Source organism: Halorussus salinus, from assembly GCF_004765815.2.
GTDB lineage: Archaea > Halobacteriota > Halobacteria > Halobacteriales > Haladaptataceae > Halorussus > Halorussus salinus.
Map to the genome: position 1 here is coordinate 1 of NZ_SBIS02000012.1, position 17266 is coordinate 17266.

Below are 17266 nucleotides of genomic sequence, written 5' to 3' on the forward strand. Positions count from 1 at the left end.
GCGAGGGCCGTATATGAGGATAGTGATGATCCGGAAGGACTATTGAATCATATAGGAATGAATTTCGGGTTCAATACGTCGGGGAAATCCCAACTCATTACTGAACAACATCTGAAATCTCTTGAGCCGTATATTTCTGATATTCCTAATATGGATTTGATAGGAATCGTGGAGAAGGCGGATGAACTTGGAATGAAAGATTGGGCCGCAAACCACGTACAGCCTCATTTGCCAAATGACCAGCGACCGAGGCACTTTCCGACTAACGACGACTTCATAGAGGAACTCAACGAGATTAAAGACAACGACAATAAAGATATCAGGGGTTGGATGACAAGATTTGATCAACGGTCGATATCAAAGTCTCGTGTCTTTGGGGTTCTAGAAGAATGGCTACAAACTAACCCAACACTGGAAACATACAGAATATCTGTGGAGGTAGTAAAGAACTGGGGGACCCGTGAGGAACTCAAAATCTTGGACGACATATCGATTGAAGACGAGAGTGCCCAGCGATTCTACAAAGATGCGGAATTCGGAGTGAAGGTTCGTACACTGAATTGATTATATTTGAAACGATGTCACAATCTAACTGCCACTAAGAAGCTACTCTCTCAGGCAATAATATAACACATATTATGCAAAATTAGACTGTCTTGTCTCAATCCAAGACACCTCTGGATTCTAAGCAAGACAAAATTACAGAGTCAAAACGATTAAAAATACCAAGCGGCTCTATACCTGATGTAACGGTTCGCAGGAAGACCAACCGCGATGGGTCCAGCATCGCGGCTGAGTTCGCGGGCCTTGGTTGGCACAGGCTCCGCGAGGAGTCCTGCACCGAGTAGCAACAGCGTTCGCCACAGGACCATGCAAGACTCCCGAATCCCACCCCAAGAGCGTATCGCTTTCCAATCAGTCGAGCGTCAATTCGCCCTCAAGATAGACGCGACCACGGGCCGTGATTTCGTAATATCCCGGCTCCTCGCGTTCAATCAATCCCTCCTCTTCGAGTTCACGGCAAATTCGCACGATGTAACTGCTGTTCTTATAGCCGGTAGAACGAGTGATAGAGGTCGGATTAAGGCGCATTTTCTCAGACCGACCGCTCGATGGTGGCTCCAACGCAAGCAGTTCAAGGACAGTCCGGTGGGCATCCGTTGGACCATCCTTCTCGATAGCCATACGACATTGTTTTCTCTACCTAACTTTAGTGTAGCCGGAATCCCTCCACAAGTAAATACCTGTTATACCGAGTCAATAGGTATTGAGTTAAGTTTAAGTTGCTACATTTACCACTCGACAAGTAACGGGAACGAGACGCGGATTCACCACTTTCGGTTGGACGCATCGCAGAAACGATGCGGACCCGATGGTGGAGTCATCGGGGTCCGCGGTTCGCTCCCGTATCCACGGTACGGAAGCATGCACGAATTCACCGACGCGGGACTTGAATCCCCCGCACGACTAGCGGATAGTCTGTCAATCGCACGCGCCAGCGGTCGGGGAGGAGTGGCGGCATGACGGCCGAGTCGGTCACGTCGCTCAGGACCATGCCCTACTCCCGAATTCCAATTCAAGAACCTACTATCTTCCAATCAGTCGAGCGTCAATTCGCCCTCAAGATAGGCACGGCCACGCCAATTAATCGAATAATAGCCGGGGTCCTCCCGCTCGACCAACTCGGCATCACGCAATTCTCGGCAGACAACTCCGATATGGCTAGAGTCTTTGTAGCCAGCACTCTGGGTGAGACATTTTGGAGAGAGCCGCATTTTATCGGAGCGAGAAGAAGGCGGGGTTTCGAGCGCCAAGAGTTCGAGAATGGCTCGATGTGCGTCAGTCGGTCCATTCTCTTCCAAAGCCATGGAGAGACATTCTTAAGCCCAGAATTTAATTTGCGTGATTTAATCCCACAATCACTTACTTGGGTTCCTAGGCATTCAGATGAGTGTATAGATTTAAGTTGTGTTAGTTATGAATTGAGAAGCAACGGGAACGAGACGCGGATTCACCACTCTCGGTTGGACGCATCGCAGAAACGATGCGGACCCGATGACTCCAGCATCGGGGTCCGCGGTTCGCTCCCGTATCCACGGTACGGAAGCATGCACGAATTCACCGACGCGGGACTTGAATCCCCCGCACGACTAGCGGATAGTCTGTCAATCGCACGCGCTAACGGTCAGGGAGGAGTGGCGGCATGACGGCCGACACAGTTGCGTCCCTCACGGACTTGCGGGCGTTCGAGCGCGACCTCCTGTACGCGGTCTGCGCGCTCGAAGACGATACGCCGCCGAAAGGACTCACAATCAAAAACTATCTCGACAGCGAGTACGGCGAGGACCTCAACCACAGCCGGCTCTACCAGAACCTCGACCGGCTCACCGACAACGACCTCCTCACCAAAGGCCAGAAAGACGACCGCACCAACGAATACGCGACCACCGACCACGCCCGAGAACTCCTCGCCGACCACGCCCAGCGCCGCGCCAGCGCGGTCGACCTCAACGGAGGTGGCCCCGCATGACCCACGCCATCGAGTTCGGTCCCGACCTAGACGACGCCATCCCCGAGACGTTCGACATCTGCGACGACTGTGGCACGCCCACCGTCCAGCTCTCCTCGCACACCTGTCCCGACCCGGACACGGTTGCCGACCCGTCACGGGCGGAACTCGACCGGCGCGCCGAACAGGACCCCTTCCCCGACTCCGAGACCGTCCTCATCCAGCAGGCGCGACGAGCAACGAGCTACGCCTACCACGAAACCGACGCGAACAACCAGCCGCTCTGTCCGGCGAACACCACCAGCGGATTCGAGCAACTCACTCGCACCGACGCCCAAGCTAAACGGTATGCCCCCTGCCAGTTCTGTCACCGCATCCGCGGAGCCAACGCAGACAACGGAGGTGACCAGTGATGAGTGCCCGTCGGAGACAACTGGCGAGCAACCTGACGAGCTACAAGCGCGACTTACTCTGGGGCGTCCATCGCGCGAACCGCGCACACGAGACCCCCGTTGGCGCAGACGTAAAAACAGAACTCGAAGAGCTAGGCCAAACCAACACCGAGGGCGGCCAATTCTACCCCCGGCTCAACGAACTCGTCGATGCCGGTCTCGTCACGAAAGACGACCATCCAGATGACGGACGCGGATTCACTGTCGACTTGACCGAGGAGGGCAACGCTGTGTTGACCGAGTTAGTCCTCCGAACCGTCGAGTCGCTGGATGTGGATGTCCCCAGATGTGCCCTCCCAGATGCTGATGCTCGGCCGCAAGTTCGAGGTGAAGGCTAATGGCAACTAGCGAGTTCTATGCCAACTCCAGCGGAGAAATCATCTCGATGACCGACGCGGCCGCCAACCGGGACCAGAACCGAGACCGGGACAGCCCTGAGGGATCGAATTCGCTCCTCGTGGCGGCGCTCCATCGGCTGTTCGCCTGTCCAGCGAAAAGACCCGGCAGTTGAGACGTTCTGCCCGAACCACCAGACCAGCCACGGAGGCGACGATGCCGGACCGGACACCGGATATCGGGAGAGTCGTCGAGATGCCGAGCGGCGAGTGCGGCGAAATCCCCACCGACCACAAGCCCACTCCCGACGCTATCCGTGTCCGACTCGATTCCGGCCGCGAACCACGGTATAGCAACGTTGAACCAGTCTCCCCCAACCGAGAAACCACTTCCCAGCAATGACCGCGACACGGACCGACTCCCCCACGACCAGTACCGAGACACGAACTAGCCAAGTTTTCATTCGCACGAATAGCGAGGAGAAAGCGATGGCGGAAGCCGCCGCCGAATACTATGGTTGTTCGCAGGCGGAAGCCGGACGGCAACTCTACGAAGCGTGGTTCCAGAACACGTTCGGCGACGTGGACCCCCAGCTCGTCGCCGACACGAACCTCGATGCCGAAGACTTGCAGAATCTCGCCGCGAAAGATCTCTCCGAAGACGAACTCCACGCAGAACTCCGCCGACACGCAACCTCGGACGACTCCGACACTACGCCGACGAGCTACACGGCGACGGTCGTCCCGGCCGAACTCGAACGCTCCGGCCCTGAACTCGACTACGAGGATCTTCGGGAAGCCGTCCAAGACCCCGAAGACGGCGGCTACTGGAGCGACAATCTCGAAATCCACCCCGACCGCGTCGGCAACACAACGCTTCGAGCGAACCACTTAGTCACGAGTCGCGTCCTCGCTGCGATGGCGCGGTCATGCGCAAACGAGGGCGTTTTTCACGAAGATCCACTCACTGACCTCGTTCAACAGTACTGTTTGCATCTCACGGATCGGTTCAACGCCGACCGTGGGAACCAGTATATCATCGAGACCTACAAGAACAACGTTAAACGACTACTTTGGACCCACCCTCGTCCGAGTTCCAAGACGTTGTTCACGAGCGAGGAGTCCTACTACAGTGCGCTTCCCGGCCTGATGAACGACTGCGAGACCACGCTCAGCGGCTTTGCCGATATCATCCTCCAGCGAGAGGAGTGCCTTGAGACGGACCTCGCTGGCCCGCTAACCGCTTCGCTTGCGGAAGTCGAAGACCTCGATGACTGGTACGGCATCGTCGGTGAAGCACTCGAATTCGTCGCGACGACAAGAAACATTATTAGTGGAATCACTGACCCAGATCAGTTCCTTGAACAGGCCGGGGATGACGCCTTCGACTTTGGTGTCCGACCTGAGGTGGACGGACCGTTTGGAGAGCTAGCGAAATCCCAGAAAGAGTTCATGAATCTTTACGAGACGAATCTGCATGTTCACGTTCAAGAGAAGATAGAGGAGAACCACGTTTCCCCCGAAGTCCAGAATATGCTCAGACGGGAGTAGCCAGCTCGTCACGGGTCGGTCCGCATCACGCTGGATAGCGGCTACTGTAGCTTTCCCTTTCTTGGTTCGGCCATAGAAGCAGTACCAGTTCCTCGGTGACTGCGAAGAAGTAAGTTCTCGACATTTTCACAGCGATTTCTTGGAGCAGTCCGTTCATTAACCGGGTAGATGACACTGATGGACCGATTCGTCGAGGCGATCAATCGGCATTAGGGCGATACCGCTTGCGGTTAAGTTAGCTAGATTGGAGAAGCAGAGCGAGAAATAGCGTTCCGTCTTGCGATTAACAATAGACCGCTTGCGGAATTCGGCCCGATTTTCTCGTTCTACAGAACGGCATTAAGATAGAAAGATTGGTGGAAACGCTCGGTAGCGGGGCGAGAAGTAGAAATCATGCGCGGTTCATCGTCTGCAAGAATACCGATTGAGAGACGGTCATGAGCGACGCTACGGAAGAACTCTGTTCTTCCTTCGCTTAGAAGCCGACAGTACGGATATCATTGAAATTATGGATTTAAAAATATTTTGATTCCAGTAGTTTATCAGGATAGAACATACGATACCAGTTATTAATACATAGAACCGCGTTCTTAATAACGGGCTTTCCGGAGCGTTAACCGTGTATCTGGTTTTTCAGGTCTTCTCGACCACGCTGGCGGTAACCATACCGTCTTCTCACGTCCTTTCGGTCTCCCCACCCGTCCAACTCGCTGACTTACGTCTAAGAAACGAGAAAATCGAATCGAATTCCGCAAGCGGATCTCAACAACGTGCTGGTGCAGTTGAACGAAACTCCCCTTCCGTGTCGCATCGAATCTTCCCGCTGCGAGTTGCTCCCAGCGATATTTTGATATTATAGAGCGTATTAAAATAATCTAATGCGTCGAACACCAGATTCCGTTTCTGCGTCGTTAGACCCGCCGATGGACATGGCTGTTGAGTTGTTCCTCGAACACGGTGAACGAGCAGATTTTATTCGGGACACTCTTCGAGAGGAGTTTTTCGGTCGTGAGCCGGAGTCTATCGACGAGTATCGCGTTTTGACTGAGCTGGCACGGCAACACATCAGGGAGTTAGATGCCGACATCGAACGGTTAGAGAACGAAATCGCCTCCAAGCGGCGACAGCAAAAGAAGTATAGAGAGTACGTGGATCGCTTGGAGGAGCTAAAGTCGGAGATTGCAAAGAAAGACGCAAAAGAAGAGATGAATCGACTTGACCAAGCCGATCCAGTAAACAAGTAGCTGTTGCCATCACGGCCTCCACCGACAAACTAAGATAGAGAGACCATCGTTTCCAGTGCTTTTCCAAACTGAAGCGTGAGTCGTTGCAGTGGCGGTCGACATTTACTATTCTTGTCAATCGTCAATTGCGGGGTGTCAGCATCGGCTTGGCTGTCTTGTGTCGCGGTCAAATGCTTCTCATCCTCAACTGAGTCATCGTCGTTCGGTGTTCTCTAGAACGACTCCCTCCGCTGGGGTAGCGGTCTGTCCTCTTAGAGACTTACCTCCAACTAGGGCAGTATAGTGTACGTGACTGTCTTTCATACAGGAATAGTCCAAGTAGTATTCTTGTTTGGTGTTACTGTCTAGTGTTACTGCTTGGTATTGCTGTCCAGTATTATTACTTGGTGTTACTAACCATTGACAATAGCCAGTACAGTTGACCAGTCTATCTGGTTAGCGTATTCGACAGGTACGTGTACTCAATGAATCTGATGAGTACATCTGGCTAACCCACCCCCCAGTGTTTCTAGATAGTGTTACTAAATAGTATTACTGGACAATTTTACTGGACAGTGTTACTGGCTTGTCTGACGAGTCTTTTTATAGCAGGGGTGGGACATCTCAATTGATGATCTCGTACACCGTCTGGAGTGAAGCAGGCGGCATCGGCAAAACAACGACCACCATCAGCCTCGCCGCTGCACACGCCCGCCGCGACCAAGACGTTCTCGTCATCGACATGGACCCACAGGATGGGGGCCTCACCCATCACTTCGGCGCAGAAGACTACCGCAAAGACCCTGACGTGGACAACCTCGTCCGACACCTCGTTGAACGTCCGAAAGGAGACTTCGGAGATATCATCCGAACTGTGGAAGACGATATTGACCTTGTCCCCAGCCACAACATGCTCAGCGACCTCGAACAGAACCTCTCTCGGGCAGCGAAAATGGAGGAGTCCATGCATGACGCCAATTATCGCTGGCCGAAAGAAAAGCAACTCCGGCGTGTCCTCGCTGACGCCGACATCCCGAACGAGTACGATGTGATCATCGTGGACCCGCCTGCGACGGTTGGTCAGCACCTCTATAATGCTGTGTACGCCACCTCGAACTTGTTCATCCCTGCAGAACTCTCCCCGAAGGGGAAGCAAAGCGTGGACGGGCTGCGTGACGTTGTTGACGGCATTGAGGATACGCTCGGCGATATCGAGGTCGGCGTCCTTGGAGTGGTCCCAAACAAAGTCTCTGATACGACCCTCCAACAGGAATACGAACAGCGACTCGCCGACCAAGACCTCCCCGTTGCACCCGTCTCGATTCGAGAGCGCGGGGCGATGCTGAGTACTGCATGGGAACACCAAGTCAGCATCTTCGAACTCGCTGAAAATGATGACTACCGCGACCTCCGCGACTACGAGGAGCAGACCTTGGAGAAGTTCCACCAGCTCGCCGACTACATCACGACACAGTTCGAGAACCCTGAGGAAGTGAAAGCATGAAATCCGGCGCATCAGATCCATTTGCTGACGACGATGACTCGACTGACGAGACGAAACAGGAAACAGAGACGGACTCGGTAGTGTCTGAGCAGTCAACCGACCGAGTTGACTCGGCAGATGAGGTCAGTAATACTGGTCAGTTTAACCGATCAGACTTACCATTCAAACTTCGTCGTGACAAGGTGAAAGACGAACGAGAGAACGTCCATCAGTTGTTTGTCCAAGATGCGACTGAAGCGGACGAGCAGGATGCTCGCCGCAATCTCGATGACCGCTTCGATGAAAGCGTCTACAAACTCGACGCCCGCGAGGCGATTTATCTCGCAGGAATGCAGAATATCGACGACGCCGAAGACATCCTCCGAGAGTGGGGCTACGACCTATAGCCCACTCCCGCTAACCAATGTTGACCTAGCCATAGATGCCATCATTGGTTAGTTCCGGTCGTTGTCGCCGCAGCTTGGAACACCTTCATCACCCCTCATTCGTCGTTCAGTCCGTCGTAGTCAGTATCCCGAACCGTCGGGATTACTCACCAGCGCGTAGTACTCCCGCCCGTGAACCTGCTTGCGTGGCCCGATCTCCTCGCTGTCAGTCAACCTGTCGCCGTCGGTGTCGTAGCCAGTCTTGTGTGTGTCGGTCTCGACGGCCTACTTGATTCACCGTTGAACCCAACTGAGTGAGTACGAGCTGGTTAGCTGTCGCGGTTAAATTCGGCAGATGTGAGGAAGTCGGCAGTTGTTGGTGGCTCCCAACCGCCTTCGGTCTACGGTTCGGAAGAGGGGAGAACGTCGTCCTCGGCTAGTTCGTTAACTGGTGGCTGTAGGTCGTCTGCTTCCTTTAAAGGCTCTTCGTCAAGTTCCGATGACGAGCCGTACGCCCGGAGCAATTGGCGGATCTCGTCAGTCGGTAGACCAAATGTCTGTTTCAAACTGCATTTCTGAATCCTACCGACGGTCTTCGACAGTCTCCAATAGCTCTTGAAGTTCCCGAATCTGTCTGTGATCTCGAACGTCTTCATTTGTGGCAAATATCTTCTCCAACGATTCGTTCCCGAGACGAATCACTTCCTTGGTGAACGCCTCCTTCGTTATGATGACTTGAGGTTCGATGGACATCCGTTCGTGCGGTTCATCAGCGCTCTTTTTGGAGAAACATTGTGCGAAGGTCATCGTTTCGTCATCGCGTGGATCAAGAACGAGATACGTTGGCCCATCGGCCGTCTTGATGACTCTCTTTTCACCGTTTTCGATTGTCTCGACTGCCTCTAGAGCCTGACCTAAGAAGTTAGTCAGGTACACACCGGTATACCCTTTCTCAGCCCCGGAGATAGACACGTCTCCTGCTTGGATTCCGAGTGAAACACGCGGATTGTACGCGCGTCCCTCACCGGTGACCTGCCGCTCGAAATCGTCGTCGAACTCAACCGTTAGCCGGAATCGATCAAACACTGGGTCAGTCATCTCTACTTCAGTCTATCTTTCCAGTCGTTCGCTTCGCCGATCCATTGTTTTACTGCCGATCCTTCGCCTTCAGGGAAGGCAGAAACCAACTTTCCGGTGTCCGGATCAACTCGAACCGTGATTTCGTCAATACCGTCTATCGAAGGTTTATAGATGTATTCTATGTCACCTGTTGCCCCTATTTCGGGGTTGTCACCTCGTTTCACCGCGGTATACACGAGTTCTTTTACCTCCTCTTCTGAAAGTCTATTCGGCAAGTCGCGCCCCTTAACAGTTTGACCTATAGGGAAGAACGAGGTTAGTCTTTTCTCATCCAACTCAATCGTACCGTAAACGTGACGACCGCGTATGTGTGTCCAACCGGTATCTCGGTCACCCAGTTCAAGCGACACTACACCGGTGTTATCGTTGAACGATTCATCCGGCGAAGTAACGAATTCAGTTTTACTTAAGTCACCTCCATCGGCTTCAACTTTGAGAAGTTGTTTAGCAGTGATATCACTATCTGCGTAGTACTTTGTGTTGTCGTCGTCAATCAACTTCGACGCCCGCTGAAGGTCGTTCCCGTCGATATCGTCACGCTCGTAGGCCTGGATAAGCGGGACGATGTCTCTTTGAGCGGTGTTTCGGAAGAACTGCACGCCGAGAATCTCGGTCTCTGATAGAACTTCTTTGAATTCTCCGCCAAGCCCATCGTCAACTAAACTTTCGTGTTTCTGAAGAACGTTCTCGATATCCCGACTACTTAGGTCCGCACCGTCAGCCCGCCTCGCTTGGACGAGTACTCGCTGTGAATCAGCATCCATCCGAACGAACTGATTCAAGGCGTCATCGTCCAGTTCGCTCGCCACCTCGACGCCATACCGACTGGTATGAACGAACGCTCGTCGAGCGTTTGCAGCACTCACGTCGGTCTTCGCTAACCGCGCGCTGAATTCACTCGGGTCAACATCCGCCGCAACGACCGCATCATTATACACTCGTTGCTCACGATCATTCAGATCCGTACAGTCACCACCACCGACCCGCTGGGTTCCGTATCCACCAGCACTACACGCCCGTTGGAACAGGGCTTTCACGTCTTCGTCGTCCAACTTTCGGAGGTCGTCTGCCCCATCCTCCCCGTGGCGCGCAAGGAACCTCGTCACCCGCTTCTGCTCAACGTCCGATAGGTCGGCGGTATCAACCTCAGCCTTCTGCTGAAGTTTCCACAGCCGATAGGTCGCACCCGCCGATTTCGCCCGCCGCAGTAGTGGCCCCGCCGCTTTCTTCCCACCTTCGGCCAGCCCGGTGGCCACGCGCGCCTTGCCACGGTCGTAGGGTGCCTTCAGCCGCATCGCGGTCTGGCCTGCCCGCGTCGATTTGGCGAACGACTCCATCTTTTTGAAGTACGACGTACTTTTGACGAATGACCCGACTTTCGCTCCTGCAATCGCTTTCGTGAGGAATCCGGCGACATACCCGCCGTACCATGCGTGCTTGTACTCGTCGTAGTACTGGTCGCCCTTCGAGTAGGGGTTATTCGTCTGCTGTTTGTCTTGAACACTTGATAGCATCGCCTCCATGAACATATCGAGCAAGCCGGTTCGGTCGAGTACTTCGATTAACTGTCTAAGTTGCTTCACGAACCCGAAGGGGTCGTCGAAGAACCCGAGGAGCGACTGAATACTGCTTCCGATGTTGGCTTGGAAGCCCGAACATGCGCCTAAATAGCCAGCGAAGCCACCGTTCTGTCTTCCGGTCGCGCTCATCCGCTTGGCTAACTGTCCGCAGTCGTTCGCTCGACGAATCGCGGTAAGAGACTCTCGATTCCCGTGGCTATCGGTCGCCGTCACCTCGACAGTAGACCCGCTAAGTCCAGTGTCTCCTATCTGGCTGATTTCGACGGTCATCGACCCATTGTGGTGGCTGAAGACGCGTTCGGGTGATTCGCGATAGAACGTGTTCCCGTCTTTTCGAAGCGTCGTCTGTTCGACGCCACTCGGGTCGGCGACGAAGTAATCGACGAGATACGTGCGTTCGAGAGCGCTGTAGTTTTCGATATAACCGTACTTGGCGAGGCGAATGTCCGGCCCCCGGTAGTCGTAGAGGGTCGGGTCTGCACCGAAATCGCGCTCGCGGCCGTCTTCGAGACCGTCGCCGTCGCTATCTCGGTTATCTGGATTCGTCTGGTACAGCCACTCCTCGCGGTCCGAGAGGCCGTCCTCGTCGGAATCTCGGCTGAGGGGGTCCGGACTCACCCACGGCCGGTAGAGTTGCGCTTTCTTTTTGCTCGGACTCTGCGCGCTAAGATACGTCCGCGACTTCTCCGGACTCCGCGTCACCGCGAGATGGTATCCACTTTCGACCTCCTGCTTGTCGCTCAGTCCGTCGTGGTCGGTATCCCGGACCGTCGGGTTGCTCACCAACGCGTAGTACTCCCGCCCGTGAACCTGCTTGCGCGGCCCGATCTCCTCGCTGTCGGTCAACCCGTCGCCGTCCGTGTCCGCGAGGTACGGGTCCGTATCCAGACATTGCCCGCGGCCGTCCCAGAGGCCGCAGGTCCCGCGCTCGACGCTGTCGTAGAGACCGTCGCCGTCGGAGTCGTAGCCGATTTTCAGCGCATCGATCTCGAAGGTCGCGCGCCCGACCGTCACGACCCGAATCGTGACCTGTTCGCCCGCGAACTGCGAGAGGTCTTGTTCGACCGCCTCAAACTCGCCGCGGTCGCCCTCGCCGCCGGGGATGATGCCCGTCGCCTTGACCGTCGAGTTGTTCGCCGTGCGAGCGATGTGCGAGCGGTCCTCGCCGTAGACACGGATGCGCTGGTCGTCAGGACCGATGACCACGAGTTCGGCGACCGACCGGTCGCTGGTGGCCTCGGCTTTGGCGATAGTGCCGAGCGTGACGGTTTCGGCGTCGCGTAACGTGACGGTACGTTCAAGGCTCGATTTACGCGGACAGCCGTTCGGCTTCCAACCGGGGAACTTCGGACAGGCGTCGTTCAGGTTCTTTGTATCGTCACTGTCGTCGTCCTCCGGACAGCCGTCCGGCCCGGAGCCAGCCTCGTCCGGACAGTCGTCGTAGTAGTCGTTGTACTGGTCGTCGTCGCTGTTCTGCGCGCATCCGTCGTCAACGCCGGGCGTATTCGGACAGTCATCGTAGTAATTGCGCGTGCCGTCGTCGTCGCTGTCACTCTTACAGCCGTCACCAGCCCCGACTTCGTACGGACAGTCGTCCTCATGGTTGACTTTTCCGTCGTCGTCGCTGTCGATGGGACAACCGTCGGACCCGAGACCATATTCGTACGGGCAGTTGTCATTGCGGTCCCACGTCTCATCACCGTCGGAGTCATCTCTCGGGTCCGGGTTCGAAACCTCCTTTTCCGTAGTCGTCTCCTTCGTCGTCTCCTCTGTCGTTTGACACCCCCGAGGATTCTGACGACAGTACACGTAGCCCGAAACGGTCTTGGCATCGGTCGTCCGTACCGTAGTCGTCGCTGTCGGCGGTTTGGTCGTCGTGGTCGTTGCGGTTGGCGGTTTGGTCGTCGCGTCACTCGTGTCCGTACCCTGTTCCGTTGGATCGGTGTCTGCCGTCGCGGTCCGGTCGGTATCTATCGTTGCTGTCGACTCGCCCGTCGTCGTCCGACCGGTTGCTCCTCCGTCAGTGGTCGTCACCGTGGTGACTGTTGGCGAACCATCACTGGCTCTATTGGTAGTCGTGGTGTTCGTCGACGTTCCGCCCGTTACGGTAGTGACGGTGCGAGTCATCGTCTCGGTCACCACAGTGGTCGTTCGCTCGGAGGTGGTCTGGGTCCCCGCGGCGTCGGTCGTCGTCTTCGCGTCCGGGACACGGGTGGTCGAGGAGTTCGCCCTGGACCGACCCCCGAGTTGTTTCGTCCGGTCGTCCGGTTTCGTCCAGTTGCGGTTGTCGGGGCGGTCGGTCGTGCCGACGACGACCGCCGACGAGCGGTCGGCGGTATCCGTGTCGCTGGCGGTATCGAGCGATGCTGTCGCACTGACCGTCGCGGTCGAGACTGTGCCGTTTTCTGTCCAGTTGGCGAGGTTGCTGAAGTCGTCGCTTTGGGACCATTTTGCGGGTCGGGTGCGGTTGAACTGTGCTTCCCATTTGTCGGTTGAGATGACCGTATACGTCGAGAAGTGGGGTGTTTCGGCGGTGACGGTGTCGTTGGTGGTGTCGACGGTGGAGTTCTCGACGGCGACGAAGGTTTGGAGGGTTTCGTTGTAGCGGTAGGCGTCGAGCGTCGATTCGTTTGCGTCGCTGACCGTCGACTCGTTGTAGGGGAGGGTGATGTTCGCGGTCGAGAAGTTCTCGCTGGTCTCGAACTCGTAGGTCTCGCTCGCCGTGACGTTCTGGACTGTCTGGGTTTCTAAGACGGGTTCGGAACTGTTGTTGACCGAGACCGTGTCGGCGACGTTGCCCTCGCCGGTGATGGACATCGTGACGCCGGTTTGTTCATCGGTCGAACTCGTCGTGAACGTCTCGTTGCCGTCGAGCGTCCCGTCGCCGTCGGTGTCGGCCACCGTCGGGTCCGTCGAGAGGTTGATCTCCTCGCTGTCGTTCAAGCCGTCGCTGTCGGTGTCGCCCGCCAATGGGTTCGTCCCGTAGATGTCTAGTTCTTCGCTGTCGTTCAGGCGGTCGCCGTCGGTGTCCGACTGGTTCAGGTTGGTTCCGACGGTCCGCTCGCGGCTGGTGTCGAGTCCATCGTTGTCGAAGTCTTCGGCGGCGTCGGGAACGCCGTCGTCGTCGGTGTCCGCCGACTGGGGCGATAGCAGACTGGATTGGGTCTCGTAGCCGTCGCTGAGACCGTCGTCGTCGGTGTCGTTGTCGTAGGGGTCGGTCCCCAGCGCGTACTCGTAGTAGGTAGCGACGGCATCCGCGTCGAAGTCTTCCGAACCATCGCTGACGTTGTTGCCTGCTTCGTTGGTGTCCGTGCGTCCCGAGTTACTGTCGGCGACGAGCGGGTTCGTGAGCGTCCGGTTCAACTCGGTGCTGTCGTTCAGGCGGTCGCCGTCAGTGTCCGAGGAGTTCGGGTCGGTGCCGTACTGGTGGACTTCCGGGCCGTCCCAGATTGTTTCGTTGTCGGTGTCGACGTTCAGCGGGTCGGTCTGGTAGGTGTGAATCTCGGGACCGTCTTCGAGACCGTCGTCGTCGGTGTCCGCGTCGAGCGGGTCCGTACCGTTGGCGACTTCCGGGCCGTCCCGGAGACCGTCACCGTCCGTGTCCGCCACCAGCGGGTCCGTTCCGTGGATGTTCAGTTCGGCCCCGTCCGAGAGGCCGTCACCGTCCGTATCTACCGCTAGTGGGTCGGTGCCGTGGTCTTCGACTTCTGCACCGTCCGCTACCCCGTCGCCGTCGGTATCAGCCGTCAGCGGTTCGGTTCCATGTACCTGAACCTCGGCTCCGTCTTGCAAGCCGTCGCCGTCCGTGTCCGGCGCGCTCGGGTCCGTCCCATGAGTATCGACTTCGACGCCGTCGGTGAGGTTGTCGCCGTCCGTATCCGCGACGTGAGGGTCGGTATCGTGGGTCTGCTCACGCTTGTTGTCCAGTCCGTCGCTCTCGAAGTCCTCGCTGGCGTCGAGCGTCCCGTCGCCGTCCGTGTCGGTCGCCCGCGGATCCAGCCGGTCGTACTCCAACTCGAACCCATCCTGAAGCTCGTCGCCGTCGGTATCTGGGTCGAGCGGGTCGAGCGTCGCGTCGAACTCCTCAGCGTTGCTCGCGCCGTCCCGGTCCAAGTCCTCCGCGCCGTCCCGTCGGCCGTTGTCGCTCTCGTCGGGCGCAGTCCGATTCGAGTCGCTGTCCGGATTGTCCGGCAACAACCCCGCCACCGTCTCGTTCCCGTCCGTCACCCTGTCGTCGTCAGTATCCGCCGCCAACGGGTCCGTCCCATACTGCAGGACCTCCTCACCGTCGGATAGACTGTCGCCGTCGCTATGAACCGCCAACGGGTCAGTGTCGTACTCGTTGACCTCCTCGCCATCCGTGAGACCGTCGCCGTCAGTGTCCGCGACCAACGGTTCAGTGCCGTGGTCGTGGACTTCGGGACCGTCTTCCAGACCGTCCCCGTCCGTGTCTACCGTGAGCGGGTCGGTACCGTTCTCGCGGACTTCCGCCGTGTCGTTGAGACCATCGTCGTCGGTGTCTGCGTCAGTGGGTTCAGTGCCGTACTCGTGGATTTCCGTGGCGTCCGAGAGACCGTCACCGTCCGTGTCGGGTTCGTTCGGATCCGTCTCGTGCTTCTCCACTTCCGCCGCGTCGGTCACCCCGTCACCGTCAGTGTCGACCACATTCGGGTCGGTCCCGTACCGCTTGACCTCCGCGCCGTCCCAAAGACCGTCGTCGTCGCTATCAACCGTATTCGGGCTGGTGTGTTGGACGTTGATCTCGGTCGCATCTCCTAGTCCGTCGCTATCGCTATCGAACTCGGTCGGGTCGGTGTCGTACCGACGTAACTCCTCGTGGTCGTCCAGTCTGTCGCCGTCCGTGTCGATGCCGGTCGGGTCGGTCCCAAGTCGCACCTCGGCGTCATCCGTCACCCCGTCGCCGTCCGTATCGTTGCTCGCCGGGTCGGTGCCGTACTGACTGACTTCCACCCCGTCGGCGATGCCGTCATCGTCCGAGTTGTTGCTCAATGGGTCGCTCCCGTACCTCGTCGTCTCGTTGTCGAGGAGACCATCGTCGTCCGTGTCGGGATTGAGCGGATCGGTGTCGTATTTTTGGAGTTCCGCGCCGTCTTCGAGACCGTCGCCGTCCGTGTCGGGATCGTCGAGCGCGGTGCCGAGGGTCTGCTCGCGCTGGTTGGATAGGCCGTCGCCGTCGAGGTCGCCGCCAGCATCGTCCGTTGCGTTCCCGGTCGCGGTGCTGTCGACCCGCACGGGACTGAGACCGTCGGCACGAATCTCGACACCATCCGCGAGACCGTCGCCGTCCGTGTCGGCCCGGAAGGGGTCCGACCCGACGTGCTGTTCGGCGGCGGTCGTGGCGTTATCAGCGTCGAAGTCCTCCCGGCCGTCGCGGACGCCATCGTCGCCCTCGTCGCTGTCGGTCCGAGCGGCGTCGCTGTCAGGGTCCAGCGGGTCGGTCCCAGTAACTGCCTCCTCGTAGCTCGCGCGAAGACCGTCGCCGTCGAGCCGCAGGACTGCAGAATCGTGCTGGACGAGCGAGACATTCGTCGTGGTCATGGCGACGCCAGCGGTCGTCGCGTTCACGACGATGCGGTGGGGCGCGTCGGTCAGCCGGAGGGTCGCGGTGAACGTCGCGTTGCGACCGGGCGCGCTCGGCGTCGAGACCGACACCGGTCGCCGGTCACCGTCCACGGTCACGGTGACGTTGGTGTAAAGCGTGCGCGCGTCGGACACCACACCGCGGAGGGTGTACGTGTAGCGGCCGTCACGGAACGGGTCTTGCCGTGTGGTGAGCCGCACCTGCGGGTCGGTGGCGCGGTCCAACAGAGCGAGCGCGCGCTGGGCGGCCAGCCAACTCTCCTTGTACGCGTCGATAGCGGCGGCGTACCGGCCGTTCGTCCGGCGTCGGTCGCCGCGCGCGAGCGCCTCGCGCGCCGTCGAGACATGCGAGGAGACTTGGGTGGCGGTCGTGTCGTTTAGCGAGGTTGGGTGTTGGTTGACGCGTTTGATGTCGGTGAGGGCGGTGTCGGCGGCGCGGTGGTCGGCGACGGCGAGGAGGCGGGCGGCGGCGGGGGTTGAGTTTTGGATGTCGGCGGCGACCTGTTGGTCAGTGATGAAAACGTCTCGGCTTTCCGGCCGGGTTGGTCCGGAGATGGCGAGGGTTGCTTTGAGTCTGGCGAGCGCGTTGGCGGTGTCGTTGCTTGCGGCGAGCCGGTCGATGGCGACTCCTCTGAGTTGTCTGGCGTTCGATGTAGAGAGTTGTGTTGCGAGTTCGGTTGTGGTGTTGGGTGGGGATTGGGCGTTGGGTACGGGTGAGGAGGTCGCGGGTGGGGTAGGCGAGGAGGAAGTGGGTGTGCTGACTGCGTTGAGCGGCAGGGCGGCTGTGACGATGAGAAGTGAAAATATTACTGCTAATATCTGACGAGATAACTGCATTTTCCCTATCTGTTAAGACAGTATTTATTTAAAAGTTATTACCTAGTTCTGGCTGATATGATTGGTCATTGAAAACCGCACCACACGGCGGCGTGTCCGTAGAAAGACAATCCCACGGCATAAGCCATGGGCAGGCGACAGATACACCAGCAGTTCGACAACACTGCAA

12 protein-coding genes and 1 pseudogene are annotated in these 17266 nt (G+C 57.5%); 9 read left to right on the top strand and 4 right to left on the bottom strand.

The window, feature by feature from the left end:
• Positions 1 to 564: pseudogene (locus EPL00_RS20965) on the top strand (hypothetical protein); the annotation flags it as partial.
• Positions 565 to 915: 351 nt separating this feature from the next.
• On the opposite strand, the gene EPL00_RS20970 reads toward EPL00_RS20965, so the two are convergent.
• Positions 916 to 1185: a MarR family transcriptional regulator gene (locus tag EPL00_RS20970; RefSeq protein WP_135855313.1), complete on the bottom strand. Its 270-nt coding sequence runs from the start codon at positions 1183 to 1185 to the stop codon at positions 916 to 918.
• 413 nt (positions 1186 to 1598) lie between these two features.
• Positions 1599 to 1868: a MarR family transcriptional regulator gene (locus tag EPL00_RS20975; RefSeq protein WP_135855314.1), complete on the bottom strand. Its 270-nt coding sequence runs from the start codon at positions 1866 to 1868 to the stop codon at positions 1599 to 1601.
• Between the two features lie 335 nt (positions 1869 to 2203).
• Between EPL00_RS20975 and EPL00_RS20980 the strand changes: the two genes are divergently transcribed.
• From EPL00_RS20980 to EPL00_RS21015, 8 genes are all read left to right on the top strand, one after another.
• Positions 2204 to 2530 (top strand): helix-turn-helix transcriptional regulator, encoded by a 327-nt coding sequence (locus EPL00_RS20980; protein WP_135855315.1) that lies wholly within the window; start codon positions 2204 to 2206, stop codon positions 2528 to 2530.
• Positions 2527 to 2922, top strand: coding sequence for a hypothetical protein (locus EPL00_RS20985; protein WP_135855316.1), 396 nt, complete (start codon positions 2527 to 2529; stop codon positions 2920 to 2922). Before EPL00_RS20980 ends, EPL00_RS20985 begins: the two co-directional genes overlap by 4 nt.
• Positions 2922 to 3299, top strand: coding sequence for a helix-turn-helix transcriptional regulator (locus EPL00_RS20990; RefSeq protein ID WP_135855317.1), 378 nt, complete (start codon positions 2922 to 2924; stop codon positions 3297 to 3299). Before EPL00_RS20985 ends, EPL00_RS20990 begins: the two co-directional genes overlap by 1 nt.
• Entirely contained in the window at positions 3299 to 3472 is a 174-nt protein-coding gene (locus EPL00_RS20995) for a hypothetical protein (RefSeq protein WP_162224292.1), read from the top strand. Before EPL00_RS20990 ends, EPL00_RS20995 begins: the two co-directional genes overlap by 1 nt.
• A 313-nt stretch (positions 3473 to 3785) precedes the next feature.
• Complete coding sequence (locus EPL00_RS21000; RefSeq protein WP_135855318.1) at positions 3786 to 4847, top strand: hypothetical protein; 1062 nt, start codon at positions 3786 to 3788, stop codon at positions 4845 to 4847.
• Between the two features lie 923 nt (positions 4848 to 5770).
• Entirely contained in the window at positions 5771 to 6091 is a 321-nt protein-coding gene (locus tag EPL00_RS21005; protein ID WP_162224293.1) for a hypothetical protein, read from the top strand.
• A 610-nt stretch (positions 6092 to 6701) separates the two neighbouring features.
• The gene (locus EPL00_RS21010) at positions 6702 to 7574 is read left to right on the top strand and encodes a ParA family protein (protein WP_135855320.1); all 873 of its coding nucleotides are present in this window, start codon (positions 6702 to 6704) and stop codon (positions 7572 to 7574) included.
• On the top strand, positions 7571 to 7960 hold the full coding sequence (locus EPL00_RS21015; protein WP_135855321.1) for a hypothetical protein: 390 nt from the start codon (positions 7571 to 7573) through the stop codon (positions 7958 to 7960). Before EPL00_RS21010 ends, EPL00_RS21015 begins: the two co-directional genes overlap by 4 nt.
• Positions 7961 to 8521: 561 nt before the next feature.
• Here the strand turns inward: EPL00_RS21015 and EPL00_RS21020 are convergent.
• A complete protein-coding gene (locus EPL00_RS21020; RefSeq protein WP_135855322.1) occupies positions 8522 to 9037 on the bottom strand; it encodes a hypothetical protein in 516 nt (171 codons plus the stop codon).
• A gap of 2 nt (positions 9038 to 9039) precedes the next feature.
• Entirely contained in the window at positions 9040 to 17097 is an 8058-nt protein-coding gene (locus EPL00_RS21025) for a hypothetical protein (protein ID WP_135855323.1), read from the bottom strand.
• Between the last annotated feature and the right edge of the window lie 169 nt (positions 17098 to 17266).

What these genes read in the sequence shown, in the direction of transcription:
- EPL00_RS20970 (WP_135855313.1), bottom strand. Translation starts at nt 1,185, where the DNA reads ATGGCTATCGAGAAGGATGGTCCAACGGATGCCCACCGGACTGTCCTT.
- EPL00_RS20975 (WP_135855314.1), bottom strand. Translation starts at nt 1,868, where the DNA reads ATGGCTTTGGAAGAGAATGGACCGACTGACGCACATCGAGCCATTCTC.
- EPL00_RS20980 (WP_135855315.1), top strand. Translation starts at nt 2,204, where the DNA reads ATGACGGCCGACACAGTTGCGTCCCTCACGGACTTGCGGGCGTTCGAG.
- EPL00_RS20985 (WP_135855316.1), top strand. Translation starts at nt 2,527, where the DNA reads ATGACCCACGCCATCGAGTTCGGTCCCGACCTAGACGACGCCATCCCC.
- EPL00_RS20990 (WP_135855317.1), top strand. Translation starts at nt 2,922, where the DNA reads ATGAGTGCCCGTCGGAGACAACTGGCGAGCAACCTGACGAGCTACAAG.
- EPL00_RS20995 (WP_162224292.1), top strand. Translation starts at nt 3,299, where the DNA reads ATGGCAACTAGCGAGTTCTATGCCAACTCCAGCGGAGAAATCATCTCG.
- EPL00_RS21000 (WP_135855318.1), top strand. Translation starts at nt 3,786, where the DNA reads ATGGCGGAAGCCGCCGCCGAATACTATGGTTGTTCGCAGGCGGAAGCC.
- EPL00_RS21005 (WP_162224293.1), top strand. Translation starts at nt 5,771, where the DNA reads ATGGACATGGCTGTTGAGTTGTTCCTCGAACACGGTGAACGAGCAGAT.
- EPL00_RS21010 (WP_135855320.1), top strand. Translation starts at nt 6,702, where the DNA reads ATGATCTCGTACACCGTCTGGAGTGAAGCAGGCGGCATCGGCAAAACA.
- EPL00_RS21015 (WP_135855321.1), top strand. Translation starts at nt 7,571, where the DNA reads ATGAAATCCGGCGCATCAGATCCATTTGCTGACGACGATGACTCGACT.
- EPL00_RS21020 (WP_135855322.1), bottom strand. Translation starts at nt 9,037, where the DNA reads ATGACTGACCCAGTGTTTGATCGATTCCGGCTAACGGTTGAGTTCGAC.
- EPL00_RS21025 (WP_135855323.1), bottom strand. Translation starts at nt 17,097, where the DNA reads ATGCAGTTATCTCGTCAGATATTAGCAGTAATATTTTCACTTCTCATC.